The organism is Corynebacterium aquilae DSM 44791 (assembly GCF_001941445.1).
Taxonomy (GTDB): domain Bacteria; phylum Actinomycetota; class Actinomycetes; order Mycobacteriales; family Mycobacteriaceae; genus Corynebacterium; species Corynebacterium aquilae.
Genome location: NZ_CP009245.1, coordinates 1,664,652 through 1,685,708, shown reverse-complemented (window position 1 = coordinate 1,685,708; position 21,057 = coordinate 1,664,652). Strand labels below are relative to the sequence as shown.

Annotated in this window: 19 protein-coding genes; 11 read left to right on the top strand and 8 right to left on the bottom strand. The window is 60.7% G+C overall.

From position 1 onward, the window contains the following. The first annotated feature begins 102 nt into the window (after positions 1-102). Positions 103-1,224, top strand: coding sequence for a DUF4192 domain-containing protein (locus CAQU_RS07130; RefSeq protein ID WP_075726454.1), 1,122 nt, complete (start codon positions 103-105; stop codon positions 1,222-1,224). Positions 1,225-1,301: 77 nt separating this feature from the next. On the opposite strand, the gene CAQU_RS07125 is transcribed toward CAQU_RS07130, so the two are convergent. The 5 genes from CAQU_RS07125 to CAQU_RS07105 all read right to left on the bottom strand — a co-directional run bounded on the left by CAQU_RS07125 (position 1,302) and on the right by CAQU_RS07105 (position 6,348). Next, on the bottom strand, positions 1,302-1,982 hold the full coding sequence (locus CAQU_RS07125) for a metal-dependent transcriptional regulator (RefSeq protein ID WP_075726452.1): 681 nt from the start codon (positions 1,980-1,982) through the stop codon (positions 1,302-1,304). A gap of 360 nt (positions 1,983-2,342) precedes the next feature. Then, entirely contained in the window at positions 2,343-3,329 is a 987-nt protein-coding gene (locus CAQU_RS07120; RefSeq protein WP_075726450.1) for a sigma-70 family RNA polymerase sigma factor, read from the bottom strand. A 242-nt stretch (positions 3,330-3,571) separates the two neighbouring features. Beyond that, positions 3,572-4,006 carry a D-aminoacyl-tRNA deacylase gene (gene dtd / locus CAQU_RS07115; protein ID WP_075726448.1) on the bottom strand — a complete coding sequence of 145 codons (435 nt, stop codon included), beginning with the start codon at positions 4,004-4,006 and terminating at the stop codon, positions 3,572-3,574. A 117-nt stretch (positions 4,007-4,123) separates the two neighbouring features. Then, complete coding sequence (locus CAQU_RS07110) at positions 4,124-5,650, bottom strand: DUF7782 domain-containing protein (protein ID WP_084562882.1); 1,527 nt, start codon at positions 5,648-5,650, stop codon at positions 4,124-4,126. 176 nt (positions 5,651-5,826) lie between these two features. Next, positions 5,827-6,348 carry a DUF3099 domain-containing protein gene (locus tag CAQU_RS07105; protein WP_075726444.1) on the bottom strand — a complete coding sequence of 174 codons (522 nt, stop codon included), beginning with the start codon at positions 6,346-6,348 and terminating at the stop codon, positions 5,827-5,829. Between the two features lie 240 nt (positions 6,349-6,588). Between CAQU_RS07105 and CAQU_RS07100 the strand changes: the two genes are divergently transcribed. From CAQU_RS07100 to CAQU_RS07085, 4 genes are all read left to right on the top strand, one after another. Further along, positions 6,589-6,825, top strand: coding sequence for a DUF3039 domain-containing protein (locus tag CAQU_RS07100; RefSeq protein WP_211276110.1), 237 nt, complete (start codon positions 6,589-6,591; stop codon positions 6,823-6,825). Further along, complete coding sequence (locus CAQU_RS07095; RefSeq protein WP_075726440.1) at positions 6,825-8,537, top strand: DEAD/DEAH box helicase; 1,713 nt, start codon at positions 6,825-6,827, stop codon at positions 8,535-8,537. The genes CAQU_RS07100 and CAQU_RS07095 overlap by 1 nt, the downstream gene beginning before the upstream one ends. Positions 8,538-8,746: 209 nt before the next feature. Then, positions 8,747-9,238, top strand: a complete 492-nt coding sequence (locus CAQU_RS07090) for a hypothetical protein (RefSeq protein WP_075726438.1) — start codon at positions 8,747-8,749, stop codon at positions 9,236-9,238. Positions 9,239-9,347: 109 nt separating this feature from the next. Then, positions 9,348-10,670 carry a DUF418 domain-containing protein gene (locus CAQU_RS07085; RefSeq protein ID WP_075726436.1) on the top strand — a complete coding sequence of 441 codons (1,323 nt, stop codon included), beginning with the start codon at positions 9,348-9,350 and terminating at the stop codon, positions 10,668-10,670. Positions 10,671-10,743: 73 nt separating this feature from the next. Here CAQU_RS07085 and CAQU_RS07080 read toward each other — a convergent pair whose 3' ends face one another. After that, positions 10,744-12,423, bottom strand: a complete 1,680-nt coding sequence (locus CAQU_RS07080; protein WP_075726434.1) for an RNA polymerase sigma factor — start codon at positions 12,421-12,423, stop codon at positions 10,744-10,746. A gap of 538 nt (positions 12,424-12,961) precedes the next feature. Continuing rightward, complete coding sequence (gene ppgK / locus CAQU_RS07075) at positions 12,962-13,711, bottom strand: polyphosphate--glucose phosphotransferase (protein ID WP_075728519.1); 750 nt, start codon at positions 13,709-13,711, stop codon at positions 12,962-12,964. Positions 13,712-13,811: 100 nt separating this feature from the next. Between ppgK and CAQU_RS07070 the strand changes: the two genes are divergently transcribed. Both CAQU_RS07070 and CAQU_RS07065 read left to right on the top strand, forming a co-directional pair. Beyond that, positions 13,812-14,876 carry an inositol monophosphatase family protein gene (locus CAQU_RS07070; protein WP_157108941.1) on the top strand — a complete coding sequence of 355 codons (1,065 nt, stop codon included), beginning with the start codon at positions 13,812-13,814 and terminating at the stop codon, positions 14,874-14,876. A 193-nt stretch (positions 14,877-15,069) separates the two neighbouring features. Next, the gene (locus tag CAQU_RS07065; protein ID WP_075726432.1) at positions 15,070-15,363 is read left to right on the top strand and encodes a DUF4193 domain-containing protein; all 294 of its coding nucleotides are present in this window, start codon (positions 15,070-15,072) and stop codon (positions 15,361-15,363) included. 116 nt (positions 15,364-15,479) lie between these two features. Here the strand turns inward: CAQU_RS07065 and CAQU_RS07060 are convergent, their stop codons facing one another. Beyond that, positions 15,480-15,998 carry a DUF3093 domain-containing protein gene (locus CAQU_RS07060; protein ID WP_075728515.1) on the bottom strand — a complete coding sequence of 173 codons (519 nt, stop codon included), beginning with the start codon at positions 15,996-15,998 and terminating at the stop codon, positions 15,480-15,482. A 74-nt stretch (positions 15,999-16,072) separates the two neighbouring features. Here CAQU_RS07060 and dut point away from each other — a divergent pair, with 74 nt between their 5' ends. The 4 genes from dut (at position 16,073) to dxs (ending at position 21,015) form a co-directional block, all read left to right on the top strand. Further along, the gene (dut, locus tag CAQU_RS07055; protein ID WP_075726430.1) at positions 16,073-16,567 is read left to right on the top strand and encodes a dUTP diphosphatase; all 495 of its coding nucleotides are present in this window, start codon (positions 16,073-16,075) and stop codon (positions 16,565-16,567) included. Positions 16,568-16,659: 92 nt separating this feature from the next. Further along, entirely contained in the window at positions 16,660-17,517 is an 858-nt protein-coding gene (locus CAQU_RS07050; RefSeq protein WP_075726428.1) for a DUF3710 domain-containing protein, read from the top strand. Further along, positions 17,514-18,767: a class I SAM-dependent RNA methyltransferase gene (locus tag CAQU_RS07045; RefSeq protein ID WP_075726426.1), complete on the top strand. Its 1,254-nt coding sequence runs from the start codon at positions 17,514-17,516 to the stop codon at positions 18,765-18,767. Before CAQU_RS07050 ends, CAQU_RS07045 begins: the two co-directional genes overlap by 4 nt. A gap of 295 nt (positions 18,768-19,062) precedes the next feature. Further along, positions 19,063-21,015, top strand: coding sequence for a 1-deoxy-D-xylulose-5-phosphate synthase (dxs, locus tag CAQU_RS07040; RefSeq protein WP_075726424.1), 1,953 nt, complete (start codon positions 19,063-19,065; stop codon positions 21,013-21,015). The last annotated feature ends 42 nt before the right edge of the window (positions 21,016-21,057 follow it).

Genomic DNA, 21,057 nt, shown 5'->3' with positions numbered 1-21,057 from the left:
TCCAAAGCTTCCCACAACCCCGCGCGACGATCATGCGGGTTTTCCACAACCGCCCGGCAACCAGCTCAGGTACGTGCGACACCAGCGGGCACAGTGGCAGCCATGAGAACACACACCACCACTAACCCAGGTGAGCTTTTTGCTGCCGTACCTGGAATTCTCGGGTTCTATCCCAAAGAGTCTCTCGTGCTGTTAACCCTGGAAAGGATCGGGGAGCACCGGTTTACGATGGGGCCGATCCTTCGGGTCGACCTTGATGTCGCTGAAGACGTCACCACTCGTGATCAACTCGAAGAACTCCTCGATTACATCACGGCTGATTTTGTCTTGCTGCTCATCGTCGATGAACATGCCGAGGTTCCCAAACACCCCCGCAAAATGCCGCAACAATATGCCCAGGCCGTGGAACACATCGCGGACAGACTGCACACTCACCGCATCAAAGTGCTTGGTTGTTGGCTGACCCAAGACATTCTCAGCCAACAGCGTTACTGCAGGGTGCACCGCAGCGAAGACGAGGTGGATCTGTCTGAAACTGTTCCGGGGTGGGACTCTGGGAGGATTAGCAGCATTCTGGCTTCCCCAAGCATGAAGCCTTTGCTCGATAGCGGGTTTTTGCCGGCGATTAGCCGGGAAGAAGCCTACGAGATGTTCCAACCCTGCCCCAGTAAGCTCGGGCAGGACACCATCGATTCCCTCATGGATGCGGCGCGTGATTTTACGAGAGAAACCATGGCACATCTTGAGCGGCACCCAAGCACCGAAAATGACTTGGTGGAGTTCGTGCACCGCTATCGTGCGGCGTTGGAAAGCATCGTGGAAAAAGACCTTGACGTGGCCGAGATCCGGGAGGATCGAGAGCTGCTGGAGCTTTTCGCCCAGGCGACCTCGCATCCCACGTTTCGGGATGCTTGCCTGGTCACGGTTACGCAGCATTTGTCTGCGCCGGGGCAGCGTCTAGCGCTCGCCGGTGCCCAGGTCTTTTCTGGGCAAGCCCGAATCAACGCCTTGAGCCTAGCTGCGCTGTACATGTGCGCATCACCATGTCGGTCGACGATGATGCCGGCGTTGAATGTGGCCCGCGAAGAAGACCCCCATCACCGTTTGGCGGCTTTGGCGCTGGAGTGCGCGCAGCGGGGACTATTTGAAGAACTGCTAGATGCCTGCGCACAAGCTTCCAAGGACATTGTGGCGTTTTATTGCGAGCCGCCGTTAGAGGACTAGCCGCAGGCCACCGCTAAACGGCAACAAGGTCTTCCCCCACACGTGGGGGAAGACCTTGCTTGTTGTGTGGAAAAGTTTTAGACCACGTCGACTCGGATGGCGTGGGACAAATCGTCCGCCAATTCCACGACCTTGCCATCGTGGGTCATCTTGACCTGGCCTTGGGAACAGACCACGTCGACGACGGAACCGATACCGATGCCGGCGCTAGTCAGTTCGCGGTACTGCTCAGCGTCCACCTGCAGGATTTCATTGAGCTGCACAATGCGGACGGTGAACTGCTCACCGGAGGGCAGGTCGATGAGTCGGGTGCCGAAGTGAGCCTCGGGTGCATTGGCGACACCGATTTCCTTCAGGCCCGGAATGGGGTTTCCGAAGGGGGAGCGGTCATAGACGTCGAGAACCTCAACGAGGCGACGCTCCACTTCGTCACTCATCACGTGTTCCCAGCGACACGCCTCGGAGTGCACCTTGTGGATGTCGAGGCCGATGATGTCGGTAAGAAGCCGTTCAGCCAGGCGGTGTTTACGCATCACCGCGGTTGCCAGGGCTCGGCCTTCGGCGGTCATCTGCAGGCTGCGGTCCGACGCAACAACGACCAAGCCATCGCGCTCCATGCGTGCGACGGTCTGGCTCACGGTCGGGCCGGACTGCTCGAGACGCTCTGCGATGCGAGCACGCAGGGGAGTAACACCCTCTTCCTCCAGCTCGTAAATCGTGCGGAGGTACATCTCGGTGGTATCGACCAGATCCTTCACGGTGTTGTTGGCCCTTCTTGAGTCGAAAATTCTTTAAAAACTATGCTGAAAACCCGCTCAACATGCCCTCATGGTGGAAGGCTGAAACTGCGTGTTCCGTGGTGGAGTGAAAAGTGCGAGCTTCCGAAAGCGAAATTCTGGTGGTCAACTCACCATTGCATTGCTCGGATTGTGGTCTTTTCGACAACGACACCACGGTTCAGTGGTATGAGAACACTGTACTAAAAAAACCTGTTGTGGGGGACTATTAGTTATGGTCGCAACTATAAATTCTTGTATCAAAAGCTTTTCGGTGCAGGTGAACTAACAGTTAACCCCTCGCATCGGAAGGTGTTATTCCGATGCGAGGGGCTCAAGCTTCTATTCGGCGTACTCGCGCAAGCGGTCCGCACGGTCGCCATCGCGGAGTTTGCTCATCACTTCCCGCTCGATCTGGCGGACGCGCTCGCGAGACAATCCGTAGCGGCGCCCAATCTGATCCAGGGTGCGCGGCACCCCATCATCGAGACCGTAGCGCATCCGAATGACGTCCTGCTCCCGCTGTTCCAGGGAATCGATAACGTCGCGAATGTCAGAGTGCCGCAAGGAAGCAACGACCGCAGCCTCTGCGTCGGTGGCGTCAGAGTCCTCAATGAAGTCACCCAGCGGGGCTTCCTCATCGGCGCCGACCGGCATATCCAGGCTCACCGGATCGCGGGACTGGCGCAGCAGCATTTCGATCTTGTCTTCCGGAATTCCGGATTCTTCGGCGAGTTCCTGATTGGTCGCTTCGCGACCCAGGGTCTGATACATCTCTCGCTTGATGCGGGAAAGCTTATTGACCTGCTCGACCAGGTGGACGGGGAGGCGAATGGTACGAGATTGGTCGGCCATGCCGCGGGTGATGGCTTGACGGATCCACCAGGTGGCGTAGGTGGAGAACTTGAAGCCCTTGGTGTAATCGAATTTCTCCATGGCGCGGATCAGGCCCAGGTTGCCTTCCTGGATGAGATCCAACAGCGGCATGCCGCGACCGGTGTAACGCTTGGCCAGCGACACCACCAGGCGAAGGTTCGCTTCAAGCAGGTGAGTGCGGGCGTGTTGTCCCTGACGAACCAGGATCTTCAGGTCGCGCTTTTTGGCGCGGGTGAGATTGCTGGAAGTTTCCAACAGGTGCTGGGCGTACAAACCAATCTCGATGGTTTGGGCGAGCTCAACCTCGTCTTCGGCGGACAGCAGAGCCGTCTTGCCAATACCGTTGAGGTAAACGCGAACCAGATCGGCGGAAGGATTGTCGTTGGTATGCCCTCGGCGGCTGCCGCGGTCGACTTCCTCGTGATCGGTGTCGTTTACGGACGGTGCGGTCATACTGTGCCTCCTAGGCCTCATAGAACATCGCCTGTCTTACCCTCACCAACGCGTGGTGTGGGGGATAAGTTCCCCGGATGTCCGAAACGAAAGCGAAAATTACCCCCGATAACCGAAAGTCAAGGTTTGTCGCTTTTCTTCCCCTACACCCGAGGGGTCCTAACGGTGCTGTTCCGCTGGCTCGGACCGGTGGAATGGGCAGTGTGCTGGGTGTGGATTGTGTGGTGTGCGCTCAGTCCAACTCAGCACTCGACGAGGACGGTGAATGGGCCGGAGTTGATGGAGGAAACCTCCATCATGGCGCCGAACTGTCCGGTCTCCACGTGCAAACCCTCTGCCCGTAGACCTTCGACAATTTTATTGATGACGGGTTCTGCCTCACTGCCACTGGCTGCCTCGGACCAGGACGGGCGACGCCCCTTGGCGGTTTTGCCGGCCAAGGTGAATTGACTGACCACCAAGATGGGCGCATTGACGTCCGACGCAGACTTTTCGTCTGGGAGGATCCGCAGGCTAGCGATTTTGCGCACCATCGTTTGCCACGCATCATCGGCATCGGAACGCTCAACCCCGACGAGCGCAAGAATTCCGCAGGTCTCCGGGGCGTCAATGCTGCCCACGATGGTGCCATCAACTTCAACCGAGGCCTTTTTCACGCGGGTCAAAACAGCTTTCAACGGTGGGGCTCCTTGCATCGAGGCGAACGTTAACCAAGCCTTAAGCTTAACCGCTGGCAAGGCGCCCAGAAAAAGGCCCGTGGGGGCCGCTTTCCCGTGGGCAAAGCGTGGCTGGTGTCAGAGCAATTCGGCGGGGATCATGAACCCGTGGTCGATGAGATCTCGCGCGATGGAGGCCACCTGCGGGGCAAGTTCTTCCTCGTCCACACCCCGGGTGGCGGATAGCAACCCGATGATGTCTCGCAAACTCAGCCCCTGCGGGTTCAAACCAGCAAGTAGTGCTAGTACGTCCTCATCAATTTCATGCTGATAGCGCGGACCATCCATGCGGCTGATGCGTAGCGTTGCCCGCCGGAAACCCATCCCTTGCTCCCGGTCAACTGTCGAAATATCTTCCACCGCAACCTCGGGGTGAAGCGCGAATCGAGCATCCAACAGACTGTCTTCGTCCTGGCGCAAAAGCCACTCGAGGCGGCCAAAAAAGGCTTCCACTTCCTCACCGAGGTGTGCGCCGTACTGCGCGGTGAAATCTTCATAACGGACCACAGAGGGAAGCTCATCGCTGATCTTTTTCAGCGCGATGAAGCCAAAACCCACCCCTTCGACGTGGTGGCGGGAGAAATGATCCAACCAACCTTGGGCGCGTGCAGCCGTATCCGGGTCGCGGAGATCCAACCCTTCGTCGCGCAACCAGGTGTCGACGTACAGCGAAGGATCAGCGACGTCTCGCTGGAGGAACAGTGCCAACACCCCATGGGTGGGAATCCACTGGGAGACTCTTTGCTGCCACGGTTGGTCTGCGGTGTGGATCCACGCACCCAACAAGTGGGCGGTGCCGGATGGGGCGAGAAAATCGGGGCAGTTTTTCACCACGTACTCCGTCGCCCCATCGAGATTCATGCCACTGTCGCGGTACACGTGTCCCACCTCCGGTAGTCCAACAACGAAGGGGGGATTAGCCACGATGCGGTCGAACTGCTGACCTGCGACCGGCTCAAACCAGCTGCCTTGACGGCATTCGATGACGTCGTCCAAGCCGGCACCGGCGATAGTTGCTTGAGCGAAAAACACGGCCCGATCCAGCACATCCGTGGCGGTGACACTGCGCGCGCAGGTGGCTTGGGCGAGAGCTTGCACTCCGCAGCCGGTTCCCAGATCCAACACCCGAGCGGTTGGCGTCAGTGGGGTAGAAGCAAGCAAACTGAGCGACGCGGAGCCTACCCCCAGCACCCGCTCCACCGCAGGACCTACCGGGTGGGCCATGGACCCGTCGACGTCGGAGAACACGATGATGTCGTTTCCGGCGATTTCGCGCGGTCGCGCATCGAAAGCAACGTGGAAAACCTCCGGAGTGCGAGGATCGGCTACCAATGCGTGGATGGACAGCAAAGCATCGACAACATCCGTGCCGAAAAGGTCCTCAAAAAACACCCGCTGCTGCGGCTGGTGAGCAATAAACGCGCGAGCAACCGTGGCAGCCATATCCGCGCCCGAAGCAGCCCAGCACACCCCCGTCGGATCGTGACGATCCATGGCAGCCACCCCAGCGTCGCCCAACGTGATCTCCAGTCCGTCTAGAGAAAAATTATTCCGGCGCAATGCGCTAACAAGACGCGGGGCCAAAGACACAAAAGTGGGGTGCATGAAAAATCCTCGCAAAAACATTTCGGGGTTACCTGCCGCGATGTCAACCGTGGCAGGTAACCATCATGCCTCACCCACAGGCCACACCACCCACCGGCGCCCCACACTCCCGACAAACGTGCACCGGTACTCGACGTGCAACTTCTAAAAGGACATGAGCTTGCGGGCTAAAAGCTTTAGGTGAAAATCCCGCCCGAGCGCTTGTACTCAGCAGGCTTGTCCGCGGGCTGCTGCTGCGAAGACGGAGGCTCAGACACGTCATCGTGATCGATGACCACCCCATGGAAGGGCTCTCGCGGGTCAAAGGGAGTGCCGTCATAAACCTCGACCTGCGCATGGCTATCCGAACCGGACGATAACTGCCCGGTCGCGGAAGCCGCGTCCAGTTGCATCGCCGCCAAGCGCGCCGCGTCGCGTGTTGCCTGCGGCTTATACACCTGCTTGACCCGGGCATCATGCGGTTCACCCACCCCGTTACCAATAACCACCGCCACCCACGGCAGGGGAACACAAATAACCATCAAAATGCCCGCAATGATGACGTTGTGGGCCCACAAATAGGTCGCCGAGGCGGCCAACAACACCGGCACACGCAACCCCTGCAAGATGTTGTAGACCTTCTTGCGGTACTCGTAGTTTTCCACCGCAGACTGGCGCGCGTCAGTAATGAGCTCAACGTTTCGTCGGAAACCGAACACGACCCGTCACCACATCCTTCCAGCACCTTGCCGATATCTTTCGCGTACCACACCACCATAGGCCGAAGTGCGGGCAGATCCCACTACGGCGGGGTAAGCCCCACCCACACGAACCCACCCCACACCGCTGGTTGCCAACCGGTTGATGCCCTAAAGACAGTAGGTGGTTTACCGGCCAGGATTACCCCGCAGTAGAGCGCAAATCCCACCGCGCGCGAAGTTTGGGGCATGATAGGTCGAGTGAGTACCTCAACAACGACCATCGAACGCCCAGATGTCCGCGACGAGACCTCAACGACTGACGACACCCCGAAGTTCTTCCACTACGTGAAGAAAGACCAGATCATTGACTCGGCAGTCAACGGTCGCGTAGTCGTCGCGCTGTGCGGAGAAACCTTCCCCGTCACCAAGCAGGCCCGTCCCGGATCCCCCGTCTGCCCCGACTGTGAGCGCGTGTACCGGAGCCTGCGGAAATAGTGGCCGGCAACCTTCGCGCGTGGCAGCGCAAAGCGCTGACCAAATACCTCGCTGAAAAGCCCAAAGACTTCCTCGCGGTAGCAACCCCGGGCGCCGGTAAAACCACCTTTGCGCTGCGTGTGGCAACCGAGCTGCTCGGCAACCGCACCGTCGACCGCATCATCGTCGTCGTCCCCACTGAACACCTCAAGGTGCAGTGGGCGGCGTCTGCTGCCCGGGTGGGGATCAGCCTCGACCCGCACTTTTCCAACGCGGGAGTCATCAACCCGGAATTCCAGGGCGTCGTCGTCACCTATGCACAGGTGGCGATGCACCCCTACAAGCACTACCAACTGTCCACCGCCAAACGCACCCTCGTCATCATGGACGAGATCCACCACGGTGGCGACGCGAAAAGCTGGGGCGACGGTATGCGCACGGCGTACTGCGACGCGGAACGCCGCCTGGCGCTCACCGGTACCCCCTTCCGCTCCGATGACTCGGCGATCCCCTTCGTCCGCTACGAAGACGACGGCGAGGGCTACTTGAAGTCCAAAGCCGACCACACCTACGGCTACTCCGACGCCCTCGCCGACGGTGTGGTCCGCCCCGTGGTGTTTCTGGCGTACTCCGGGGAGGCCCGGTGGCGCGACAGCGCCGGCGAAGAATTCGCCGCCCGACTCGGCGAGCCGCTCAACGCCGAACAAACCGCCCGCGCCTGGAAAACCGCCCTCGACCCCCGCGGCGACTGGATCCCGGCAGTCCTCCAAGCAGCGCACACACGCCTGATGCAGCTGCGCCAAAACATGCCAGACGCCGGCGGCCTGGTCATCGCTACCGACAAAACCACCGCCCGCGCCTATGCCCGCATCCTAGAATCCCTCTCATCCACCCCGGTGTCGGTGATTCTTTCCGACGAAGAAGGCGCCTCCGACCGCATCAAGGAATTCGACGGCAACACCGACGAATGGATGGTGGCGGTGCGCATGGTCTCCGAAGGCGTGGACGTGCCACGACTCGCCGTCGGCGTTTACGCCACCTCCGCATCAACCCCACTATTTTTCGCCCAGGCCATTGGCCGCTTCGTGCGATCCCGCATGCCCGGCGAAACCGCCAGCGTCTTCCTCCCCAGCGTGCCCGTCCTGCTCGACCTAGCCTCCCGCATGGAAACCCAACGCGACCACGTGCTGGGCAAACCCGACCGGGTCAAAGAAGGCTGGGACGACGAACTACTTACGGAAGCCAACAAGAAAAAGAGCGAACCGGACGCCCTGCTCAAACCGTACGAATCCATCGGCGCGGACGCAGAACTCGATTCGCTCATCTACGACGGATCCACCTACGGCACCGCCACCCTAGCCGGCAGCGAAGAAGAAGCCGACTACCTAGGACTGCCGGGGCTACTGGATGCGGAACAAATGCGCCAACTGCTCAAACAACGCCAAGCAGAACAAGTCGAAGCACGCGCCCAAGAAGACAAAAAGCGCAAAGAGGTAGAAGAAAACGCGCGGAACTCCGCAGGCAACAAAGCAGCCGCCGAGCGAGTAGCCAGCGATGAAATCCCCGCCCTGCGCAAAGAGCTCAACGCCCTAGTTTCCATCACATCCTCTCGAACCGGACGGCCCCATGGCGCCATCCACACCGAAGCCCGCAACGCCTGCGGTGGCCCCCCAACCGCGCTATGCACCGCGGACCAACTGCGCGAAAGAATCAACTACCTGCGCCGCTGGTAACACCCCCGCACCCCCGAGGCACCTATCGGAATCAATAGTCACTGCGCCGAAACGAAAATAACGGTATGGTGATTCAACGGCTAGCCTAATCTCAAGGCGCACACCCCACCCGTGGGGCACGCTTGCGCCCGACACGCTAGAGTTAGTGACCCGAAACATCGACGAATGTTCGCGCTTTACAACCGGCGCCACAGGAGCAGAAAAAACTTATGACTAATCCCTACACCAACGACCCCGCGGAAAACGCACAGCCCGCCGACAACTCTTACGGCACCGCCTACCCGGCAGCCGGCTACCCCGGCACCGGTTACGGCACCGAGCCCTTCGGCGAGCCGCAGAAAAACACCGTCGCCGTGTGGGCCCTCGTTTTGGGTATTGCCTCCCTGGTTCTCGGAGTGACCGCCGTCATCGCCGTGATCCTCGGCATCATCGGCCTGATCCTCGGCATCAAGGGACTTAAGAAGGCCAAGACCATCGTCGGCCCCTTCCAGCGCAAGGGCATGGCAATCGGCGGCCTGGTGCTGTCCATCCTGGGCCTGCTGGCCGGCCTCGCCTTCACCGCCTTCTACGCCTTCGGCCTGTGGATCGCCAGCGACGCCGTCGAAGCCTGCGGTCAGCCCCCGGCAGCCGAGCAGGGCTCCCCGGAGATGCAGGCCTACCAAAGCTGCGTCGAGCAGCACGCACAAAACCGCTTCGGATAAGCCCGCAAGCAACAGGCCACGCGCCTGATGAAGACTCACGCCCCTGTTCGCACGACGAGCTTTCGCTCGCGGACAGGGGTTTTGCGTACCACCTAAAAGGACTGCATCCATGACACCTGGCAACAGCACACCACCGTCCGCCACCCGCCTGATCACCCCAGATGTGGCCCGGGGACTGACCCTTTTAGGCATCGCCGTCGCCAACGTCACCACCTTCTGGACCACCCCGAACAAGGTTCCCGGCGAACTCTACGGCGGCGTGGTGGACGGCAGCACACTCGATATCATCGCCATCTTCCTCGGCGCAATCTTCGTTCATGTGCGCGGTGTCGCCATGTTCTCCACGATGCTCGGCTTCGGAGTGGGCATGCTGCTGCAATCCCTCGACAGGCGCCACTACAGCCACGCAGCGGCGCTGAAAGTACTGCTGTGGCGTTACGGACTGCTAGCCATCTTCGGGCTCATCCACTGCGTGTTGATCTTCTGGGGCGACATCATGCTGTTCTACGGGCTAGCAGGCATGCTGCTGGCAGCGCTGTGCCGCCTGAGCACCAAAATCCTCATCGCCATCGCCTCCGGCATGTTCGCCATCTACCTTGTTATCGGGGTGCTCCAACTACTACTGCTTCAACCCGATGCCACGGCCACCAACACTCCCGGCGCCGGACAGCTGTTTTCCACTCCGGAAACCTACCTGGACCAGGTCAAAGGCGGACTATTGATTGTGGCGCTGACACCGCTCACTTTTATCGTTGAGCTATTGATGCTTTTCCCGTTGATGATCGTCGGGCTGTTGATGGCGCGCCGGGGTGTACTTGCCCACCCGCAGCAGCACCGACGCTTGCTGGTTGTGCTTGCCGGCGCGGGGTTGGCGGTGATGGTGGCGATGGGGTCTGTGATGGCGGCATCTTCGCTGGGGTGGATCCCGCTGAATCCCTTGATTGCTTTCGGACTGAACCAGATTGTTGGGTTGTTTACCGGTCCGGCCATTGTCGCGATGATTGCGCTGGCGATGATTCCGGTGCAGGCCCGGCTGGAACGCCAGCCGGACGGTGAGGTGTCGCCGGTACCTGGTGTGGTGGTGATGCTGGCGGCTTTAGGTAAGCGGTCGATGAGTGGCTATGTGGCGCAGTCTTTCCTATTTAGCTTCCTGGTGGCGCACTATGGGTTGCATCTGGCCGATGGTGATGGTGCTTTCGAAATGTCTGTGGTGGGGGTGTGCGTGTGGTTGCTGACCTTGGTGGGCGCGTATGCGTTGGAGAAGGCGGGTAAGCCTGGCCCATTTGAGGCTTTGCACCGGCGGTTGGCCTACGGCAAGCGGGGGTTGGCGTCTGATTATCGGCTGCGTGCGGGCGTTGGGTTTGCGCCGGCTGGTGGGCCTGCTGTTGGCGGTGTGGGGGACGCTGGGATGTGGCGGGTGGGGGAGAAGTAGCCGCGGGACGATAAAAGCGCTTGGGGCCACACGTGGTGTGTGGCCCCAAGCGCTTTTAGCTTGAGGGTTTGGTTTAGTCGAGGTAGTCGCGCAGCACCTGGGAGCGGGAGGGGTGGCGCAGCTTCGACATGGTTTTGGATTCGATCTGGCGGATGCGTTCGCGGGTGACGCCGTAGACCTGGCCGATTTCGTCTAAAGTGCGCGGCATTCCGTCGGTGAGACCGAAGCGGAGTTTGACCACGCCTGCTTCGCGCTCGGAGAGGGTGTGCAGGACGTCTTTGAGTTGGTCTTGCAGCAGGGTGAAGGAGACGGCGTCGACGGCGACGACTGCTTCGGAGTCTTCGATGAAGTCGCCGAGTTGGCTGTCGCCTTCATCGCCGATGGTTTGGTCCAGGGAGATCGGTTCGCGGGCGTACTGCTGAATTTCGAGGACTTTGTCCTCGGAGATGTCCATCTCTTTGGCCAGTTCCGCGGGGGTGGGCTCGCGGCCGAGGTCTTGCAGCAGCTCGCGTTGGATGCGGCCGAGCTTGTTGATGACTTCGACCATGTGCACCGGGATGCGGATGGTGCGGGCTTGGTCGGCCATGGCGCGGGTGATGGCTTGGCGGATCCACCAGGTGGCGTAGGTGGAGAACTTGTAGCCCTTGGTGTAGTCGAATTTTTCGACGGCGCGGATCAGGCCAAGGTTGCCTTCTTGGATGAGGTCCAAGAAGGCCATGCCGCGGCCGGTGTAGCGCTTGGCTAGCGACACCACGAGGCGGAGGTTGGCTTCCAGGAGGTGGTTTTTGGCTTTGCGGCCGTCGCGGGAAATCAGGCGCAGATCGCGTTTGCGGGCGGGGGTGAGCTTGGCGTCCTTGTCGCCGGCGGCGACGGCTTCTTCCATTTGCTCCATGACGTAGTCGGCGTAGAGGCCGGCCTCGATGCGCTTGGCGAGGGAGACTTCCTGCTCGGCGTTGAGCAGGGCGACTTTGCCGATTTGTTTCAGGTAGGCGCGGACGGAGTCGGCCGAGGCGGTCAGCTCGGCGTCTTTGCGTGCCTGGCGCAGTGCAGCGGATTCGTCCTCGTCCCAGACGTTGGCGCCTTCGTCTTCTTCGTCGTCGTCCTCGTCCTCGTCGGCGTCTTCGCTGTCGTCGTCGGCGGGCAGGTCGATGAAGTCGTCGTCCTCATCATCATCTGCGAAATCGTCGTCGGCAACGAGCTCGTCCTCGGTGTCAACGACCGTGTCTTCCTCGACGGGGGAGGTGTCTTCGGCAACCGCAGCCTTAGTGGAGGCCTTCTTGGCGGTCTTTTTAGCTGCCTTCTTCGCAGTCTTCTTAGCCGCTTTCTTCGCAGCCTTTTTGGCGGTTTTCTTCGCAGCCTTGGCGACGGGTGCGTCGTCCTCGGTGACGTCCTCGGCGACCGCCGTGGCCTTCGGAGCGGCCTTGCGGGCGGCCTTCTTCACCGTTTTCTTGGCGGTCTTTTTCGCGGTTTTCTTTGCAGCCTTCTTCGGGGCTGCGCCATCAACCTCGGCGGTGGTCGCGTCGACTGCCCCGGCATCAGCAGCCTTCGGAGCTGCCTTGCGGGCCGTCTTCTTCGCTACCTTCTTCGCAGGGGTCGCCTCAGCGGCCTCGGCGGTGGTGGCTGTACGGGCTGCGCGAGGAGCCGCCTTGCGGGCAGCTTTCTTCGCTACCTTCTTGGCGGCGGTTTTCTTGGCCGCAGGAGTAGCGGTCTCGCTCGCGGTCTGTGCGGTGTCAGAACCTTCAGTGGCTGCCACGTAAACCCTTTCGCTGGTCTATCAAAAGTCGCAAATGTGCATCGCAGGGGACAAAAGTGTCGAATCGAATGCGCACGGATCGGTAAAAATCGTCAGGTCGCCCACCCCCTAGCGGGAGGAAAGTGAACCGACCGTGATGTGATCGCGGGCGCTCAAACAGTCAACCGCGCACCAAAAAAGCACAAAGCCCACCGAAAAGGTCGGGGACTTCACAGTGCAACGAACGCACCCACAAAAGATGCGAACGCAAAGGTGGTCGGGACTGGCTGCGTGCAGCGGTGACAAGTTGGGCGTGGCGCGATTTCAAAACCCACAAAAATCGACACTGTCAGGCCAAAAGGCGAAGCGTCGTGCATGCAAGGTGAATCAAGATGGGTGAATCACTGCTAACGGTCAACTGTTGTCCACGGTCAACGCACCAGCATAGCGCAAAACTTTTGCACGTGTCATCGACGCGCCAGATACAGCAACCCAAAACCGTCGCAGCAGCAAACCAGAAAGCACTCGCGGCCAAGGCGTACCAAGCCGGCTGGGTCCCTTAAGGACGCACCCCATGGGCAGCGGCCCACGCTGCTCCCACAATGCCCGCCCGATTGCGCAAACGCGCCGGATACACCGGGGCCTTCACCGTCAACCGCGGAACCCACTTCTCCGCCTTCCGGGAAATGCCACCGCCAACAATAAAAGCCTGCGGATTCAACAGCCGCTCCAACTCGTGCAGCACCTTATCGACCCGCTTGGCCCACTCCTTATACCGCAGCTCCTCCCGATCCTTGGCCGCCGACGAAGCAAACGCCTCCGCCTCCTGGCCGTCAATGATCATGTGCCCCAATTCAGAATTCGGGTACAACACACCATTAACCATCAACGCCGAACCAATACCCGTGCCAAAGGTCAACAAAATCGTGGCACCACTACGCGCCTGCTCATCCCCATAAGCAACCTCCGCGATACCCGCCGCATCCGCATCGTTGAGCACATAGACCTCACGGCCAAGCACCCGGCCAAACAACTCCGCGCAATCAACCCCCACCCAACTGGAATCAATATTGGCGGCCGTCAACGCAATCTGATCAATAACCACAGACGGCACCGTAATCCCCACCGGGCCCTCCCACTGCGCCTGCGACACAATCTCAGCAACCACCGCAGCAACCGCCTGGGGAGTCGCAGGCTTCGGAGTCAAAATCTTGATCCGCTCGGACACAAAATCGCCGCTATCCAAATCAACCACGGCGCCCTTAATGCCCGAACCGCCAATATCAATGCCAAATCCAAGATTGCTCATGACTTGTACATTACTGCCTGCACCCACCCATCCCGCCACGCACAGGGGGCACCACCACCCCTGTAGCGCCAACCGGCGACACTGCGTCACCATAGAAACCATGAACCACAACCCCCAACCCATCGCCTTCACTGCCACCGACCCCACCGCCTGGCTCGCCCAGCCCGGCATCCGCACCTACGACTACCACCACAACCCCCACAACCGCCGAACCCCCCACAGCAACGACACCACCAACCCCACCCCACCGCCCACTATCGGCCACGACCCCGCCGAACTACGCCACACCCTCCAAACCCACGGCATCGACCTTGAAGAACTCGCCGCCCACGCCCGCGCCATCGCGATCGGCGGCCTGGCCACCATCGACCAAACCCTCAACAGCGACGCCACAGCCCACACCGTCGACCACACCAAATCAGCCGCCTGCGACCCCGTCACTGCCTGCGACATGGCAGTCGAAAACTTCGCCGTCACCTACCTCACACAACACCGCCCCGACGACTCCATCCTCGGCGAAGAAGGCAGCAACATCACCGGCACTAGCGCCTTCCAATGGATCATCGACCCCATCGACGGCACCGTCAACTTCCTCTACAACATCCCCATGTCCGCCATCTCCGTCGCCTGTGCCTGGAACGGACACATCATCGCCGGCGCCGTCATCAACACCGCCACCGAAGAACTCTACGAAGCCACCATCGGCGGCGGCGCCACCCTCACCGACGCAGCCGGCGAACGCTACCCACTGCACTGCAACCAACCCGACAACCTCCCCACCAGCCTGCTAGCCACCGGATTCTCCTACAACAGCCACCGCCGCCAACAACAAGGCGCACTCATCACCCAACTCCTCGGCACCATCCGCGACATCCGCCGCATGGGCAGCGCAGCCCTCGACCTCTGCCAAGTCGCCGCCGGCCAAGTCGACCTCTACTTCGAACACGCCCTCAACCCCTGGGACTTCGCCGCCGGCGCCCTCATCGCCGCCGAATCCGGCGCACACGTCATCATCCCCACCTTTAAAACCCGCGCCAGCGACGGCATCCCCGTCTTCGCCGCCACCCCCACCACCGCCACAGACTTCGCCCAACTCCTCCACACCCACGGCGCATGGAACCCACTACCCGACACCACCGACCACACCCACCAAAACCCCAACTAAGGTCCCCCTTTTACGCCCCGTGACCAGCCCCTTTTCTCAACGGCGTGTCATGGAGGTGACAACAGCCAGATTGTGGCTTAATATGCCCCCGTAAACCGCTTACACGGCAGCGAAAAACCTCGCTGCGGCCCAGGCATCCAGCACTCACCCGATGCCCCCCGGACCAACACGCCAACCAAGACGGGAAACCACCATGGCAACTGACTACGATGCACCACGTCGCCGCGTCGACGACGACCTAGAGACCGACTCCCTCGAAGGCCTCAAAGCCGCCGAGAACGCCAGCCTCGACGTGGACGACGACGGCGAAGTCGTCGAATCCTACGACTTGCCAACCCTCGACCTGTCCGGCGAAGACATCAACGTCACCGTCGTCCCCCGACGCGCCGACGAATTCACCTGCGGCTCCTGCTTCATCGTCCAACGACGCAACCGCATCGACCACACCGAAGACGACGGCACCATCATCTGCATGGACTGCGCCTAACCCCAACCCACATCCCCAGGGCACCCCACCGGTGCCCTTTTTTTCATGCCCACACCCAACCCACCAAAAAAGCCCACCCCCAAAAAACGGGGGCAGGCCACACAACCCAACACCAACTACCCAGCCGAAGACCCAGCCTCATCCGGCCCCACAAACGCCGCAATCAACGCCTGCGGATCCCTCGAACCAATCAACCAATACGGCGTCGGATCCTCCGGATCATCCAAAACAAACATCGCCATCTCATTAACCCACCCATGAGAAACCACAAACGCCGCCGGATCCAACTGATGCCCCATCGCATTACGCTTAGCCGTCGCCGGAACAGCCAACGTCCGCGACACCACATCACACGGAAGCTCCGCCCCACCCGTCTTCAACCACCGACAACCATCAGCATCAACCTCCACCACCACCCGGGTCGACGACAACGACAACAACGACCACACAGCCACAGCCGACAACACCACAGCCGGCACAACCAACCACACAACCGAACGATTATGGGCCAACTGCGCAGTCGTCAAAGCAACAATAAACGCACCAAAAATCCACCAAGACCAGGGAACCCATTGGCGTTCCTGATAAATCACACGGGGAACAGAGGGCGAAGAACTCAAATCAGCAGCGGACACAGACAAAGAGTCTAGCCCAACCACCAAACCACCCCGCGAAACCAAGCCACCCACCCCTAGCTAGGCTTTACACCATGACCCAACAACACCCCACCCACACCAGCACCCCACAGAGCACCCCACAGTTCCTCATCAAACGACTCGACAAAAACCTCCCCCTCCCACGCCGCGCCCACCGAGGCGACGCCGGCGTCGACCTCTACGCCACAACCGACGCCACCCTCCAACCCGGACAACGACAACTCATCCCCACCGGCATCGCCCTAGCCATGCCCCTCGGATACGTAGGCCTCATCCACCCCCGCAGCGGACTAGCCCTCAAACACGGCCTCAGCGTCGTCAACACCCCCGGCACCATCGACGCCGACTACCGAGGCGAAATCAAAGTCTGCCTCATCAACCACGACACCGCAGAACCCATCCACATCACCCGCGGCGACCGCATCGCCCAACTACTCATCCAAAAAGTCGAACTCGTCGACTTCACCGAAGTCGAAGAACTCGACACCACCGACCGCGGAACCGGCGGCTACGGCTCCACCGGCATCACCGACAACCACCCCCACTAAACGCCACACCACCCAACCCCCACCCCAACACCACCACAGCACCACGTAAACTCGGGCGCACAGACAAAAACCAACAAAAGGAACGAACCCCCATGGCTCTATGGCCCTTCGCTAAGAAAAAAGACGACGAAGACCCCAACCACACCCCCACCACCGAACACGACACCCCCACCGACCTCCCCGACGAAGACAACACCGTCACCGGGCTCAACGCAGACTTCGACACCCCGGACCCCCTCCACGACGCAGTCGAAGGCGAAAAAGGCCCCTTCGACGCCAACTCCGTCTCCCTCGACGAATTCGACTTCTCCGACTTCTCCGCCGGCATCCTCGACCTAGGATCCATGCAAATCCCCCTGCCACTGCGCTCCGAAGTCCAGGTCGAAATGGGCCCCGAAGGCCCCCGCCTGCTCCACATCGTCACCGAACACGGCCGCATCACCCCCGTCGCCTTCGCCGCCCCCCGCACCGCCGGCCAATGGCGTGAAGCCTGCCGCGACATCGCAGAAGGCATGCGCGCCGACGGACTCGACGTCACCGTCGAACGCGGCCCCTGGGGCCGCGAAGTCGTCGGGCGCGCCGGGGAAGCCGTGATCCGCATGATCGGTGTGGACGGCCCCCGTTGGCTGCTGCGCATGACCTTGGCAGGCCCCGCCGACCGTGCCGACGACATGGCGCTGCTTGGCCGTGAAGTCATTGCCCGCACCTTCGTCAAGCGTGGCGACGAGCCCTTCCCGCCCGGCAACTCTTTGCCGATCGAACTTCCCGAGGCGCTGGCCAACCAGGTGCGCAACGCCATGGAAAACAAAGATCAGTGGGCGCCTCAGGTCGCGGAGATGGAAGCGCAGCGTCAGGCTGAGGCAGCTGCCGCACAAGAAGCTGCAGCTGAGCCGCAACCCGACACCGCCCAGGCGAGCGCGCTCGACCAGATGAAGGCCGACGACAAGTGAGTGATGACCTAGCCGCATCCCCGGCGGTGGGCGACGTCGTCGTCCTCGACGTTCTGCGCCCCGCCGCCGGTGGCGAATTTATTGCCACCCTCGACAACCGGGTGGTTTTCATCTCCGGGGTGATCCCCGGCGAAAAGGTGCGCGCCCGTCTGACTCAGGTGAAGAAAAACTTCGCTCGCGCGCGCCTGATAGAGGTTGTTGAGCCTTCCGCGCAGCGGGTTGCTGGCGCGTGTGCTGCTGCCTCTCAGGGGGCTGGCTGCTGCGATTACCATCACATCGCCCCGGATGTGGCAGGTCAACTTAAAGTCGAGGTGCTGCAAGACTGCCTTAGGCGAATCGGCCAAATCGACACCACAGAACTCGGTATCACCCCACAATTGCGATCCTTGGAGCCGACAACCGGATGGCGCACCCGCGTGCGCCTCGGTGTCGATGCTCAAGGGCACGCGGGACAGCGCAGGGCGCAGTCCCGCGAAGTGGTTGCCGGGCATACCTGCAGTCAGGTCGAGCCCACGTTGTGGGCGCAGATTCACAACTGTGGGCCTTACACCCCCGGCAGCGAAGTGGTGGCGGGAATCGACTCAGCGGGAGCCGTAGGCATCGTGGAAGTTCGCGCCCCCTCTCGAGGGCGTCGGGCCCGCACGGTGACTACCGCGGTGGCGGGGCCTCGCCTGTTGAACCAGGACGTTGCCGGCCACACTTTCACGGTTCCCGTGGAAGGGTTCTGGCAAGCCCACAGTCAAGCCCCGCAGGCCTATGACGCCGTGATTGCTGATTGGGTTCGCGTGGTTCTGGGCGCAGACGACAGCGAGCAGTCGTCTGCCCGCGAATTGATTGCGTGGGATTTGTTTGGTGGGGTTGGCGTCTTTGCCCACACCATTGTGCGGGCAGCCCAGCAGGCCCAGTTTGCGCTTGTCGCCCATGTGGTTGATTCCGAACCGGGACGCGGCGATAGCGACGCCGTGGTTTTCCACGGTGGCGACTGTGCGAAGGTCATCCCGAATCTGCCGCACCCCGATATCGTGGTGTGCGATCCGCCTCGCCAAGGGGCGGGCGAGTCGGTCATCCGTGGTGTCTGTGAGCGGAAACCGGGCGCGGTCATACATGTTGGTTGTGACCCCGCGACCTTCGCCCGGGATATTGCGACCTGGGCTGACGGTGGATATCGTCTCGCTGAACTTGTCGTCTTCGATGCGTTCCCGGCAACGCACCATAGTGAGACTTTCGCACTGTTGGTTCCTGCGACGTAGACTAGTCGGATAACCACCCAAGCCTGAGCGCGAATGCATCCACTAGCTACGCTGTGGGGTATCGAGTTCAGCTGTGGTCGCTGGACGACGGAAACCATATAGCCCTGCGCTGTTGCCGTCGTCTGGTGTGCCACGTTCGAGTGACTAAAACCCCGAGTTGCTCGTAGCGCCCTTGGATGTTGAGCGTGTTCGCACGTGTGAAGGGTATGGCTTTTTAGCAGCCCCTAAAAAGCCAGGCGCAAGCCCTTGAGAAAAGTAACGGGATTTTGACGAGAAGGATTTTTAGCGTTCGCCCATGAGCATCCTTGAATCATTGACATCGCCTGCTGATCTCACGGCGCTCGACGACGACCAGATGGATCTTCTGGCTCAGGAAATCCGCAACTTCCTCGTCGAGAAGGTTTCTGCCACCGGCGGCCACTTGGGTCCCAATCTTGGCGTGGTGGAACTGACATTGGCGCTTCACCGGGTGTTCGATTCTCCGAACGATCCGATCATTTTTGATACCTCCCACCAGTCGTATGTCCACAAGATTTTGACCGGGCGTCGCGACCAGTTCGATACTTTGCGTCAACGTGGGGGATTGTCCGGTTACACCAGCCCGGCCGAATCGGATCACGATTGGACGGAATCTTCCCACGCTTCAGCATCCCTGTCCTATGCAGACGGTCTGTCTAAGGCGTTTCGCATTGGTGGCCAATCCGACCGCTGTGTAGTCGCAGTGGTGGGAGATGGTGCGCTGACTGGCGGAATGTGCTGGGAGGCGTTGAACAATATTGCGGCAGATAAGGATCGCAACGTTGTCATCGTGGTCAACGACAATGGTCGTTCCTACTCACCGACAATCGGCGGTTTGGCCGATAACCTTGCGGATCTGCGGATGCAGCCCTTCTACGACAAGGTGATGGAGAAGGGCAAAACCACCCTGAACTCTATGGGATGGGTCGGCAAACGAACTTTTGAGGCGATGCACGCCTTCAAGGAGGGCGTGAAGCACACGGTGCTGCCGAGCACCATGTTCCCCGAGCTGGGGATGAAGTACGTCGGCCCGGTGGATGGGCACCGTTTTAACCAGCTCGAGCATGCTTTGCGTTATGCCCGCGACTATGACGGTCCGATCATCGTGCACGTGGTCACTGAGAAGGGGCGTGGTTATGCCCCGGCGGAAAACAATGTTGCCGACTTGATGCACTCGACCGGGGTGATTAATCCGGCGACCGGTGTTCCGGTGGCGGAGTCGAAGCCGGGCTGGACGAAAGCTTTTGCTCAGCGCCTGGTGGAGCTCGGTGAAGAGCGTGAAGACATCGTTGCGATCACCGCCGCAATGGCTGGGCCTACCGGGTTGGCAAAGTTCGGGGAGAAGTTCCCGGAGCGCTTTTTCGACGTGGGTATCGCCGAGCAGCATGCTGCCGCTTCAGCGGCGGGACTCGCGCTGGGCGGGATGCACCCCGTGGTCGCTATCTATTCGACCTTCCTGAACCGCGCTTTCGATCAGTTGTTGATGGATGTGGCGCTGATGAAGCTGCCGGTGACGTTCGTCCTTGACCGTGCTGGCATTACCGGCTCTGATGGGGCTAGCCACAATGGTGTGTGGGATATGTCCATGTGTGGCATCGTCCCCGGAGTGCGGGTGGCTGCTCCCCGTGATGGGGTGTTGCTCAGTGAGCTACTCGACGAGGCTGTTGCGGTTGATGATGGCCCGACGGTGGTGCGTTTCCCGAAGGGTAACTTGCCGGCCCCCATTGAGGCGATCGAAACCTTTGACGACGGCGTTGATGTGCTTGCTTATGGCGAGGTGCATGTGGCGGCTACCGCCGAGGTAGATGACGACGAGGGGCGTCCGGTCGATGTGTTGATTGTTTCCGTTGGCGCGATGGCTCATACCTGTTTGGCTGCGGCTGCTGAGCTCAATGCGGTGGGGATCAATGTCACGGTTATCGATCCGCGTTGGGTGATCCCGGTGGCGCCCTCGGTGGTGGCTTTGGCTGCCGACCATGACATGGTGGTGACGGTCGAGGACGGCATGATTCACGGTGGCGTGGGTTCGCTGATCGCTGAGGCGTTGTCTGCCGCTGAGATCGATGTTCCGGTGCGCCGTATTGCGGTTCCGCAGCAGTTCCTGGAGCACGCTAGCCGTGATGCTTTGCTGGCGGATTTGGGCATGGATGTTGATGGCGTCGTTGATCAGGTCACCCACTGGGTTGATGAGTGGCTCGACGCCGAAGATCAGCTGGCGCAAGAGAAATAGAGCCGTTTACGCACAAGGTCGTTGCCCCCACCTTTTGGTAGG